This window comes from Mesorhizobium sp. M7A.F.Ca.MR.176.00.0.0, from assembly GCF_004023165.1.
In the GTDB taxonomy this organism is placed as follows: domain Bacteria; phylum Pseudomonadota; class Alphaproteobacteria; order Rhizobiales; family Rhizobiaceae; genus Mesorhizobium.
The window spans coordinates 1-10,714 of record NZ_RZTC01000161.1; the positions used below are offsets into that span (position 1 = coordinate 1).

A 10,714-nucleotide genomic window follows, 5' to 3' on the forward strand; every position below is an offset into this window, starting at 1 on the left:
GCCCCTCATCGCCCTGCCGGGCACTTCTCCCCGTATAGTGACGGGGAGAAGGGGCTAGCCGCAACCTAGGCGTAGTTTCTGTAACGTTGGTGATTGGCGAAATCATAAATGACAGCGTCCCTCTCCCCGTCACTATACGGGGAGAGGATGCCGGCAGGCAGGTGAGGGGCGGCGCCGGCGCCGGGAAAGGCTGGCTAATTTGATGCGGCGAACCCTATTTCGGCTCCGCCGTCACAGGATCGTAGGTGATTTCAACCTTTGCCTTGTCCGCCGTGTAATAGGTGACGGTGTAGGCGCCGCTGTCCCAGTCGACCTCGTCCACATAGCGAAAGCCGTCGCGCTGCTCGACCTTGGCGATGATCTCCGACAGCTTCTTGGCATTGGGCGGCGGCAGCAGCTTGTCGTCCGCGGCCAAGGCTTCCCCGCCGGCGAGAAGAACGGCGACGCTGGTCGCCAGAAGCAATCTGGACATGGCTTTCCCTCAAGTTTCGTCGGACAGAAACTCGCTGGCGTGCCGGTTTGTTCCGCAGCCGGAATGCGTGCCGATTCAGTCCACCGGTTTGCAGCTGCCCGAATGAGGGCCGCCGCCCGTTTGACTTACGCGGCGCGTCGTTGAGCGGGGTGGAGACCTGAACGGGTTCGGCGAGGGTCGACGGCGGTCACGATGCTGTGGTGGTGATCGCAATAGACGCGATCCGCCGAAGTTGGCCCGGCACAGAAGCGATAACCGCCGGGCACTGACCGGTCTTCGCTCACCGGGAAGCGGCACTGATAGACGCCTAGCTGAATGAGGGGGACGTCTTTCGAAATCGGTCTGACATTTTCTGGCATGGTTTTTCAGGTTCCTGGTTCATAGCCATTGCCGGCTGACGGCCGCTGTGCGACCGCGTCAAAGCGAGCTTCTCTCGTTTTGGAGGGCTGTGGATCACCATATGGTGTTGGTTGCAGTGCCAATGAAGCCCCGAAACCCTGCTTTCGCAAGCCAATCATTGCGACTTAAGGCCACACCGGCTGCTGGGCGGGCGGGCTACGGAAGCGAATACATTTTGTCAGCAGACAGTGTGGTCGCGTCCCGGAGCATCTCTTCGAACCGTTGCGCCGGTGCTATGGTGTGCCTGCATGATCAGACAGCAGGGATATGAGCCATGCCCGAAGTCACCCGCCGTACACTTCTTGCGTTCACCGCCGTGGCCTCGGTCATTGAACCGAAATTTGCCGAAGCGGAAGGGGCCTCACCCGAATTGCGGGCGCTGATCGGAGCCCATGAAGCCAGCTATGTCGGGCTTCACAGGGCTGTTCATCGAGTGGGCAGCAGCAGCCACGAACGCAAGAGGGCAGACCGGATCGAACAGGAAGCCTTGCTGGCCATCTGCTCCTATCCGGCGATCAGCCGAGGCGACCGCCAGGCCAAGGCCGATTACCTGTTGACCGCTGAGGCTCGGGGTGAACTCGACCTGGAAGAGCACATGCAGGCCATCCTGCACTCGATGAAGCGCTGATCGCGGCTCGTGCATCTCCAGACATCGCCGACTTCCGTAAGGATTTTGGTGGGCGATGCAGGGATTGAACCTGCGACCCCACCCGTGTGAAGGGTGAGAAGCCGGACAACCTTGCACGGATTCGCACACTTAAGCGTTTGAAATATATGCATCCTTGTGCCAATCCGTGCGATGCCGTATTTCATGGATATTTCATGGGTTTCATGGGGCATGGCGATGGACCTATCAAGGATTGGTGAGCGGGGGAGACTAAAACCCAAGCCGGGTGATGAGCCCCACTGGCAGCGGCTTCGCGTCGGCTGCTACGTCGGGTTCCGCCCGTCACGCAAGGGCGGCAAGGGCACTTGGTTCGCAAGGGCCTATGACGCGGACAGGTTCAAGTATGTCCGCAAGCCGCTCGGTGACTATGGCACGCTCGACGGCAACGACGTGTTCACACAGGCTAAGAAAGATGCCGAGGCTTGGGCGGATCAAGTCGAAAGCGGCGGCGTTCGAGCCGAAAACGTCGAGACAGTCACCGACGCCTGCAAGGCCTACTTAAAGGACAGGCCCGGCTCGATCGCGGAGGGCGTGTTTCGACGGCACGTCTATGATGATCCAATCGGCAAGGTTCGGATCGACAAACTTCGCCGCCATCACCTCCGAGAATGGCGGAAGCGGCTCGAAAACGCTCCAGCTCTCGTCACGCGCAACAAGGGCGGTGAGACAATCACCAAGCCTCGCTCGCAGTCGACCGTGAATCGAGATATGGTGCCGCTGCGCGCCGCATTGGGGCGGCTGCTGACGCCTGGCGCGCCGAATACGGATGCCGCATGGCAGGAAGCCCTCAAACCCGCAAAGGGTGCTGACAGGCGACGAGAACTTTACCTGGACCGCGCCGAGCGCAAGAGCCTCCTGGCGGCGGTGGAGGCTGACGCCGCACCGTTCGTGCGCGGCCTGTGCCTGCTGCCACTGCGACCGGGCGCGTTGGCAAGCCTGATCGTCGGGGATTTCGATAAGCGAACTCGGGCACTCACCATCGGCCAGGACAAGAACGGCAAGCCACGACAGATCACGGTGCCTTCGAACATCGCCGAATTTCTGACCGAGCAAAGCAAGGACAAGTTGCCGAGCGCACCGATCTTCACGCGAGGCGGTGGGGGTGCCTGGAACAAGGACTCATGGAAAGGCCCGATTAAGGACGCTGTAGCAAAAGCGAAGCTGCCCGCCGCCGTGTCGGCCTACACGCTGCGGCATTGCGTCCTGACCGATCTCGTTACGGCGGGCCTGCCGGTACTCACCGTGGCCCAGATCAGCGGCACGTCTGTCGCTATGATCGAGAAGCACTACGGGCACCTCGTCGGGGATGCCGCCGCCGAAGCGCTGGCGGGTTTGGTGCTTTGATCCTGCTGGCATTTTATCCCCTCAACCTAAGCCAACGCGCAATACTCTTGCGTGATATCGGGAAAATTCGCTCAATCCTTGTGATCACTCCCCAGGTAACGACGAGTGGTTGCGGCAACCATCAGCACCTACGGTTTGTGCATTCAACGCTGATTTGCACAACCAACAAGGATTGCACAGAATGGACAACTCGGAATTCACCAAACCCAAGCTCGAACGCCTGGCTTACCCCATTAATGAAGCGTGTTGGGCTATCGGCGTAGGCCGATCAGTTCTCTATCGCTTTCACCGCGAGGGGAAGGTTGAATTTCGCAAGGTGGGCGGGCGCACGCTCGTTCCAGTCGAAAGCCTTCGCCGGCTGATAGAAGAAGCGCCAGCCGTGTGATCGTCATGGCCGTCGATATCATTTTTTGCGCGAAGACGGGTCATCAGATCGTCGGCGATAATGTTGTCCCGTTCCCGCATCTAGCCGCAAAGCCAACGCCAGCCGAAAACGAAACAAAGCCGACCCCGGTCGAGGCAGTGCCAGTTCCTGAAAATGACGACATCTGATCAGACGCGGCGAATGAATGTCCGCATGGCCTATTCATTTTCGGACTGGAAGGCAGGCAAGCTGCCAAAGAAGGGTTGGGATTGCGCCGACGCGGTGGATGACGGCTGGACTAAGCCCGAATTGGACGCGTTCATGAGGGCAACCGCAAGGCCGTGGACGCCGCCACAGGCGCAGAAGCCGGCAGGCGAGGCATCTGAGCGCCCGGATGCGCTCACCGCGCCCCAGCCTGAGCCACCGCGCGTCAAACCCAAGATCAAGGTGGTCAAAGGGGAGCTTCATCGCGCCGTCTCGCAGGCGGTCGCCGTCCTCTCAAATCGAGAGGTTGGCATTTTCGCCCGCGCGGACGAACTTGTCCGTCCGGTCACACACGTCACGCCCACGCAAACTCTGACCGTCGCGAAACATGGAGAGAATATCAGCCGCCCTGACGGCTCGGTAATCGTCACAACCCTTACCGAAGCCGCGCTCATGGAGGTGCTAACGGAGAGGGCGCTGTTCCTAAAGTTCAACCTACGGGTCAACGACTTTGTGCCATGCGACTGCCCGCCTGAGGTGGCAAGGATGGTCCTCGCGAGGAAGGGCCACAATTGGACCATGCCCCGCTTGAAGGCTGTCATCAGCGCGCCGACGCTACGCCATGACGGCACGGTCATCAGCGAGCCGGGATACGACGCTGATACTGGTTTGCTCCTGGTAGGTGGAAGGCTCTGGAGGCACGTCCCGGACAACCCGTCTAAACGCCACGCGACGGAAGCTCTTGCCGTTCTCTCGGAGCCGATCGCTCAGCTTCCTTTCGTCAACGAAAGTGATCGCGCTGCTGCATTGGCACTGCTGATTACGAGCGTGATGCGACCCAGCCTGAAGACTGCGCCCATGTTCGCCGTAACTGCGCCGTCTGCCGGTACCGGCAAGAGCTTGGTAGTCGATATCGCCGCAGTCATGGCAACCGGTCGGCGAGCGGCTGTTGTCACACCAACACCAGATGAGGCGGAGCTTGAGAAACGGATCGGAGCGTGCGCGCTCGCGGGTGATCAGATTTTGAGCATCGACAACGTCACCCACATTCTGCGCAGCGACCAGCTGTGCCAGATGCTAACACAAGACGAGGTTCAGGTTCGCGTACTCGGTTCTTCAAAGAACGTTCGCATTCCCGCGACCAGCCTGATTTGCGCCACAGGCAACAACCTGACGGTCTACGGCGATCTAAACCGGCGCACGATCCAGATCAGGCTAGATGCAAAGACTGAGCGACCCGAGGACAGGCGTTTCGAGTTTGATGCGATTGACCTAGCCATGCGCAAGAGGCCGGAGCTTGTCGCGGCGGCCCTGACGATCATGCGCGCCTACCTCTCAGCAGGCACGCCAAGCAGAGCCTCACCGATGGGCAGCTTTGAAGATTGGAGCGACCTCGTTCGATCCTCGCTGATATGGCTTGGCCTGGCCGACTGCCGAGGCGACGTAGCTGCACAGCGGGCGGCGGACCCGGAGAAGGACGAACTTGCAGAGATCATCGAAGCGTTGCCTAGCGGGCCGTTCACGTCGCGGCAAATAGCCTTCAAGGTCGGCGAAAGCCCGCCGCTCAAGGAAGCGCTCGCATTCTTCATCGACAGGGGCGGAGTATTTTCTTCCAAGCGCTTCGGGCGCTATCTCGCTCGGTACGAGGGAACCAGAATTGGTGGGCGCTGGATTGAACAGATGCCACGTGACCGCAACAGCAATAGCAGCGTTTGGCGCGTTTCTGGCGGCGATCCAGACCGCGCGCTGCAATCATCCGACACACAGGAACCTCAGTTCGATAGCTGGTGAAAAACGAGATGGAATACCGCTTATCTCCCGCGAGGAAAGTCCTTTCGCTGCTGGACCAATTTGCGCCTTCGCTCGTCGTTGACGTGGTTACGGCGCTTGGATGGGCTTTTAACCGCCACCGGCTTCTTGCCGGTTTTTGCCTTGGTTGGGCTACGGCCTTTGTCGTCAACGCGGTTTTTGCGCTCGTCATTTTTTGAAGTCACCAATACTTCAACGGCTTTCGTCTGCCTGGCCATTAGGTCCAACGCCGCCGTTTCAAACTCGTCCGAGGAGCGGTTGCCTTCGTACTGCAAGTACAGAGCTATGAGGGCGACCAGAAAGGACAGTACGGGCAGGCCCATAGTGATGGAGCGCTCCATCAGACGGCCTAGTTTTGGGGCGACTTGAGCTACTTGCTCGACCGCCTCCTCTGGAGTGAGTTCGTTGCGTTGTATTCGCTCTACGATGCCTCTCAGAGCATTCAGAGCCTCTGGCGAGATACTGGAGCCAACCTTGTACTCCCAAGGTTTCCCGTCCTCCTTGGCGGTGTATTCGCCGGGAAGAATCTCACATTCGCGCCCGCACTTGGGGTGAGGACAGTCTACCACGCAATGACTTATTTCGATTGTTCCGCCGCCTGATATCCCGACAGTGCCAAAGGCAGGGAATATCCCGTGAACCGGGCAAAATGCCATTGGTGCTGACATGCAAAACTACCTCCCCAGTGCGATTGGAATGGTAGCACGCCCAGCCTTGATTCGTCATAGTCGGCAAAATTCTAGCTTCCAACCATCGGCTCCTATCGTGCCCGAAACCTCTTTGGGCGCGAGAAAATCATGACTGTTCCAAGCGAAACCAACCGCTCCGGTCCTTACAACGGGAACGGGGTCACGACCGTTTTTGATTATGAGTTCAAGATCACGAACGAGAGCTATCTCAGGGTAATCAAGGCTGACGCGGCTGGGACCGAAACGATCCTGACGCTCGACGCCGATTACATCGTTTCCGATGTTGGCAACCCGGCAGGCGGGCAAGTGGCGCTCACTGTGCCACTGCCGCTGAACTACACGTTGACGATGTTGCCTCACGTCCCGTTTACGCAAGAAATCGACCTTGAAAACCAAGGCGCGTACTACGCGGAAACGGTCGAGAACGGGCTTGATCTGGCCGTCATGCGCGATCAGCAGTTGCAGGAGCAAATCAACCGCGCGGTGACAATCCCGCCATCGGAAGACCCAGAGCAGCTTGATGGCCTTGTTGCAGACATTTTGCGACTGGCGGATAGCGCCGACGAGATCGATACCGTCGCGAACAACATTGGAGCGGTGAATACAGCGTCCGCAAACATGGCGGCAATCATTGCTGCGCCGGCCCAGGCTGTAGCAGCTGCCGCTAGCGCTGGCGCTGCCGCTGGATCGGCGGTGGCGGCGGCAGCATCAGCGGTATCTGCTGATGTGTCTGCTGATGAAGCAGCCGCAAGTGCAGCTGGCATCAATCTGCCCCTGATCCTCCCTGGTGACGCCGGCAAGCAGCTTTTCGTCAATAGTGACGAAACGGGGTACGATCTGGATATCGCATTTGATCGTGGCAAGCCCATCGTCATCCTGGCCACCGGCCAATCAAACATGACACGCACGCCCGTCTATGATTGGTCACCGCCTCCGAACCTTCTGCTTTGGAATTTCGACGGCGTGACTGATACCTCCACAGTTATCGGAACCGCGTTCGTTGCTCCGTCCGGGGCAAAAATAAACTTCTGCCATTCATTCGCGGCAGGAGTGGCCAGAGACAATCCAACGTGTGCCGTTTACCTCATCAACATATCCAAGGATGCAAGGCCGATAGCCAACTGGTTGCCCGGCGCGGCACCGATCGATATGTATGCCGCTATCGCCAATAACGTTGTCCCGGCGCTCGCCGCTGCCGGTGTCGATCACATCGACATGATGTTGTGGTGGCAGGGCGAAAGCGATGCGCTCGCAGGTCTTTCGTCCACATATATCGGGAATTTTCAGACTGTTCAGACCCGCTTTCGTGGTGAAGACTGGTTCCCGTACGAAACGCCAATCCTTTTGGTCGGCACCAGTTTGCTGGCTGACAGCAGTGTGAAACTGTTCAACAAGTATCTCACCTCCTTGGTCAGCCGCGATCCATCAACAAAGAAGTATTTCTTCACCGGGGCGTTGCCTGTTGGCTATTGGGACGCCCCGACCAGCTACCTCCATATGACCGGCGAGGGCTACGCCGTGGCTGGTCATATGGCGTGGGAGCAGTGCAAGCTCGGCCACGGAACACCATCGATACTTGGCCTAAATGTGGACCCGGTGTCGGGGAATTTCTATATCGGAACGCCGGGCGTTCCTGATGACAGCAACAATGTCCTTGGAATTCGCCGTGATGTCGCGGCGCTCGTAAACATAATTCTCGCGAACCTTTCCGCTGGTGCGGGGGCGTCAGCTGATTTGAGCTTGGCCTCGGCTGGGGGAACTCTCACCCTCTCATCGAGGCAGGACGCCATAGGTGACTTGCAGTGGACCGGCTCAGGCAATCTGCGGGTGCGCGCACCCAGTGTTACCGTGGACAACTCCTTAAAAGTCCTGGGAAATGGCGGCATAGGCTACGGCGCTGGCGCTGGTGGCGCGGTCGCTCAGGCGACCAATAAGGCGACAGGCGTAACCCTGAACAAGGCTAGCGGCCAAATCACCATGAATGCTGCGGCGCTGGCGGCCGGCACAATCGTTAGCTTCATGCTGACCGACAGCGCCATCGCAGCCGGCGATATACTAATCCTCAACCATACCTCGGGCGGAACGCCTGGGGCTTACTCAATTAATGCCAGGTGCGCTGCGGGATCGGCCACGATCGACGTGAGGAACAACACGGCAGGATCGCTCTCAGAGGCGATCGTAATTGTATTTGCCGTTGTTAAGGCAGTGACGACTTGATCCCTCAGCCGATCGAGCCTTGATAGCCTCCGATAAGCCCGCCAAAGAATGCGCCCAGGCGACCGTAGCTTTCGGATGACGGGCCAGATGATGTCGCGACGATCTCCCGGACGGTAACAGGGCCGGGACCAGGCACCTTTTCGTCAAGTTGTTTCATCGCCATAGCGGTAGGGGAACAGAGCGTCACGCATGCTTCACCGTTGCTGCCGGTATGAAACCCTTCGTGTCGTATGAACCCCTCTTGCTGAAGCCAGATCAGCATGTCCATGAACAGGGTGTCGAACGAATTCATGCCATGGAATTCGTCCTCGAACGGCTGCTCAAAGTCCTCTGACGAAAGGTTCTGGCGCGAGACGCCTCCCTCCAGAAGTTTGGCCATTATCGCACCGCGCAGTTGGTCTTGTATTTCCAGATTGCTTCTACTCACCGACACCCTCCACCCAGATTACCGGGACGCTCATTGAGCCTTAGGGAACCGGCGCGCGTACCTCTCACAGCCGCCAATGTTCCCATCGTATTTAGTGAATTCAATAAGGCCCGAATCTCCAACGATCACGTCAATCTTGCAATGGTAATCGTAAGTTTCGGTCGCGGTCCCCTGCGACTGGACATAGATGGGCTTTCCATTCACGTAGGCTGTGCTCGAATTGAATGTTGGAACGGTATAGGAGCCGGCATTTCGGCTTCCCCACGTGAACACCCGCTTGCCGGCAATTGCGTTTTCGGCATCGGGAAAGCCGAGAACGTCGAACGCTGCCTGGTATGGTTTCCCGCGTAATGAGACAAGGCCGGCGTCCATATTCTCGAATGTCTGGCACCCAGCCGCGACCGATAGTGCGATCAACGCGCAAATACTCCGAATCTTCATGTAGCACCCCCTGCTTGCCTCGATTTGATAAGTCGGCAGCAACCAATGTCAAGGCCGCATGGAGTACAGCAGCCTGCCGGATTACCGGATATTTCGGATCAATTTGAGCCGCGTCCATGAATTTAGCAGTAGGCGTGCATATACATGAGCCTCTACTGCGAAATTTCCGCGTTTGGGCAAAACTGATCCGGTTAATCCGGTAATCCGGAAACGCTCAAAAAGCTATTTTTGTATATGGCGGAAACTCATGCCAACCGAGTGCCGCTAACAGTTCTTTTATGGCACTCACACATCGTCAGCGTCGGTTCGTTCAAGAATATCTGAGGTCTGAAACGGCCACAGAAGCCGCATTGCGTGCCGGCTACGCCTCATCGTCGGCACAGGTCATGGCATCCCGGCTCCTGGATGATCCTGAGATATTGAGCGCGATAGAGGAAGGGCAGCAAAAGCGCCTGGATCGCGTCGAAGTCGATGCCGATTATCTCCTCAAGCGGCTGCACGAAGAGAGCGAGGCCGATCTTGCAGACCTCTACGATGAGGAGAGCGGCGATCTCCTGCCTGTGCATGAATGGCCGGAAGTTTGGCGGCGTGGGCTTGTTGCTGGCGTCGAGATCGAGGCGCTGTTTGATGGTCGTGGTGAGGATCGCAAACAGATCGGCTTAGCAAAAAAGATCAAGCTTTCGGACCGCGTGCGTCGGCTTGAAGCTATTGGCCGGCATGTGTCGGTGGCCGCGTTCCGTGACACGCTAGAAGTTAAGGGCTTGGACGGTCTCGCTGATCGTCTTTCTCGCCTCTCGCGTGCTCAGTCACGTGAGGTGGCGGCGATAGATGCGCCTCATGTTGCGCCGGTTCCAGCGCCAGAACCTACCCAAAGGCCGAAACCCGCGCCGAAGCCGGAACAAGCTTCCGCGCCTTTGCCGGTCAGAGCCGATTGGGCGGAGCCGAAGCCTCCCGCTCCGTATCAACCCATCCTGCAATACCCAGATCGGCAGGGCTTTGCCGACACTGACTACGAAAATGCTGATGACGGGTTTTTGAGCGCCCGCCGCAACACATGAAAGAAAGGGAACGACCGATGGCAGACATTGCCAGCAACATCGAAACGATCCAGTCGAAGGCCGCAGAGCTTGACGGCCTGGTAACTCAGGTCCGAGCCGCCAAGGCCGTTATTGACGCCGCAGAGGCAGAAATCAGGAAGCTTCGGCCCGTCTCAGAGCCATCGCGCGCATACCAGGAGCGTCTTGCTCTAGTGGCACTGGACGCCATGGCCAAGCCTTCCATCGCAGGCGACAAGACGGTTACCGAACTCGCTGCCATTGCCTGGGCAGGAGTGGCCTAGATGACCCAGCAAACGTCACGCGAGATCAGCGAAAAGATCGCCGGGCTGGACAGGCTCGTCATTTCCCTAGGCCAAGCATTCGATGAGGTGGCAGTTAATGCGGTTGCCGGCGCTCCCGATGCTGCCCGCAAAGCCGCCGATATCAATCAGAGGCTGGAACGCTTAGCCGTGGATCGCCGCATCCTGTCGAGGGCGCTTGATCGCACCCAGGAGGCCGAAGCCGCCGCACGGGAGGCCAAAGAGGAAGTCGAGCGCCGGAAACACTTCGACATCGCCAAGACGCATGCAAGAGGCCTCCTGACCGCCGCAAATCGCATTGAAGCGGCGATTGCCGAGTTCATC

General features: G+C 58.5%; 13 protein-coding genes and 1 tRNA gene. 9 read left to right on the top strand and 5 right to left on the bottom strand.

Annotation, left to right across the window (positions count from 1 at the left end; all coding sequences use genetic code 11):
* Positions 1-214: 214 nt before the first annotated feature.
* A complete protein-coding gene (locus EOB59_RS31705; RefSeq protein WP_128290084.1) occupies positions 215-472 on the bottom strand; it encodes a PepSY domain-containing protein in 258 nt (85 codons plus the stop codon).
* A gap of 673 nt (positions 473-1,145) precedes the next feature.
* Here EOB59_RS31705 and EOB59_RS31715 point away from each other — a divergent pair.
* Positions 1,146-1,499 carry a hypothetical protein gene (locus EOB59_RS31715; RefSeq protein ID WP_128290085.1) on the top strand — a complete coding sequence of 118 codons (354 nt, stop codon included), beginning with the start codon at positions 1,146-1,148 and terminating at the stop codon, positions 1,497-1,499.
* Positions 1,500-1,545: 46 nt separating this feature from the next.
* Here EOB59_RS31715 and EOB59_RS35435 read toward each other — a convergent pair.
* Positions 1,546-1,626, bottom strand: a tRNA-Val gene (locus EOB59_RS35435).
* Positions 1,627-1,670: 44 nt separating this feature from the next.
* On the opposite strand from EOB59_RS35435, the gene EOB59_RS31720 reads away from it, so the two are divergent.
* The 4 genes from EOB59_RS31720 (at position 1,671) to EOB59_RS31730 (ending at position 5,241) form a co-directional block, all read left to right on the top strand.
* Positions 1,671-2,882 carry a tyrosine-type recombinase/integrase gene (locus EOB59_RS31720; RefSeq protein WP_206622086.1) on the top strand — a complete coding sequence of 404 codons (1,212 nt, stop codon included), beginning with the start codon at positions 1,671-1,673 and terminating at the stop codon, positions 2,880-2,882.
* Positions 2,883-3,063: 181 nt separating this feature from the next.
* Complete coding sequence (locus EOB59_RS31725) at positions 3,064-3,267, top strand: helix-turn-helix domain-containing protein (RefSeq protein ID WP_128290086.1); 204 nt, start codon at positions 3,064-3,066, stop codon at positions 3,265-3,267.
* A gap of 5 nt (positions 3,268-3,272) precedes the next feature.
* Positions 3,273-3,434 (top strand): hypothetical protein, encoded by a 162-nt coding sequence (locus tag EOB59_RS35440; RefSeq protein WP_164895811.1) that lies wholly within the window; start codon positions 3,273-3,275, stop codon positions 3,432-3,434.
* A gap of 25 nt (positions 3,435-3,459) precedes the next feature.
* Entirely contained in the window at positions 3,460-5,241 is a 1,782-nt protein-coding gene (locus EOB59_RS31730) for a hypothetical protein (protein WP_128290087.1), read from the top strand.
* A gap of 20 nt (positions 5,242-5,261) precedes the next feature.
* Here the strand turns inward: EOB59_RS31730 and EOB59_RS31735 are convergent, their stop codons facing one another.
* Complete coding sequence (locus tag EOB59_RS31735; RefSeq protein ID WP_128290088.1) at positions 5,262-5,927, bottom strand: hypothetical protein; 666 nt, start codon at positions 5,925-5,927, stop codon at positions 5,262-5,264.
* A 129-nt stretch (positions 5,928-6,056) separates the two neighbouring features.
* Between EOB59_RS31735 and EOB59_RS31740 the strand changes: the two genes are divergently transcribed.
* Complete coding sequence (locus EOB59_RS31740; RefSeq protein WP_128290089.1) at positions 6,057-8,165, top strand: sialate O-acetylesterase; 2,109 nt, start codon at positions 6,057-6,059, stop codon at positions 8,163-8,165.
* Positions 8,166-8,169: 4 nt separating this feature from the next.
* Here the strand turns inward: EOB59_RS31740 and EOB59_RS31745 are convergent, their stop codons facing one another.
* Positions 8,170-8,592 (bottom strand): hypothetical protein, encoded by a 423-nt coding sequence (locus EOB59_RS31745; RefSeq protein ID WP_164895812.1) that lies wholly within the window; start codon positions 8,590-8,592, stop codon positions 8,170-8,172.
* A gap of 30 nt (positions 8,593-8,622) precedes the next feature.
* Positions 8,623-9,033: a hypothetical protein gene (locus EOB59_RS31750; RefSeq protein ID WP_128290091.1), complete on the bottom strand. Its 411-nt coding sequence runs from the start codon at positions 9,031-9,033 to the stop codon at positions 8,623-8,625.
* Between the two features lie 278 nt (positions 9,034-9,311).
* Between EOB59_RS31750 and EOB59_RS31755 the strand changes: the two genes are divergently transcribed.
* From EOB59_RS31755 to EOB59_RS31765, 3 genes are all read left to right on the top strand, one after another.
* Entirely contained in the window at positions 9,312-10,091 is a 780-nt protein-coding gene (locus tag EOB59_RS31755) for a terminase small subunit (RefSeq protein WP_245486844.1), read from the top strand.
* Positions 10,092-10,108: 17 nt separating this feature from the next.
* Positions 10,109-10,372: a hypothetical protein gene (locus EOB59_RS31760; RefSeq protein ID WP_128290092.1), complete on the top strand. Its 264-nt coding sequence runs from the start codon at positions 10,109-10,111 to the stop codon at positions 10,370-10,372.
* Positions 10,373-10,714 (top strand): hypothetical protein (locus tag EOB59_RS31765; RefSeq protein WP_164895813.1); only part of this gene is annotated, 342 nt, incomplete at its 3' end.